The organism is Mesorhizobium sp. WSM4850, from assembly GCF_055811735.1.
On sequence record NZ_JBVVPV010000182.1, the window covers coordinates 1 to 365 of the forward strand.

General features: G+C 57.3%; 1 pseudogene. It reads right to left on the bottom strand.

The annotated features are described in order from the left end of the window. Positions 1-243: pseudogene (locus AC0L2Z_RS35495) on the bottom strand (hypothetical protein); the annotation flags it as partial. Positions 244-365: the final 122 nt, after the last annotated feature.

Sequence of the window (365 nt, forward strand, 5' to 3'; positions counted from 1 at the left end):
GGGGTTGCCTGTCGAGACCACGACTACCTTGATGCCAGTGCCCTTTTCGAAGGGGTCGAGCCAGTATTCGCGAATAGCCTTCTCATAGGCACCGCCGGCGATTGCCAAGACGACCTGCCGGTCCTGCGCCGTCGCGGGGAGCGCAGACGATGCCAGCGACAATGCCGCAAGTGCACATAGGCCAATCATGGTTTGGTCTTCATTTTCGCTCTTCCCCTCAGGGGTTTCGATGATCTTTGACACAGGTGAGATTGCTGGCGCGCGCGCCGCCACTTCAGCCCCCCGACGCAGTCAGTCTATGATTTAATAAGTTCCTGGCATTTTCAGTCAGTTATGAGGGGGCCGATTTTGTTATTCGGCGCGCT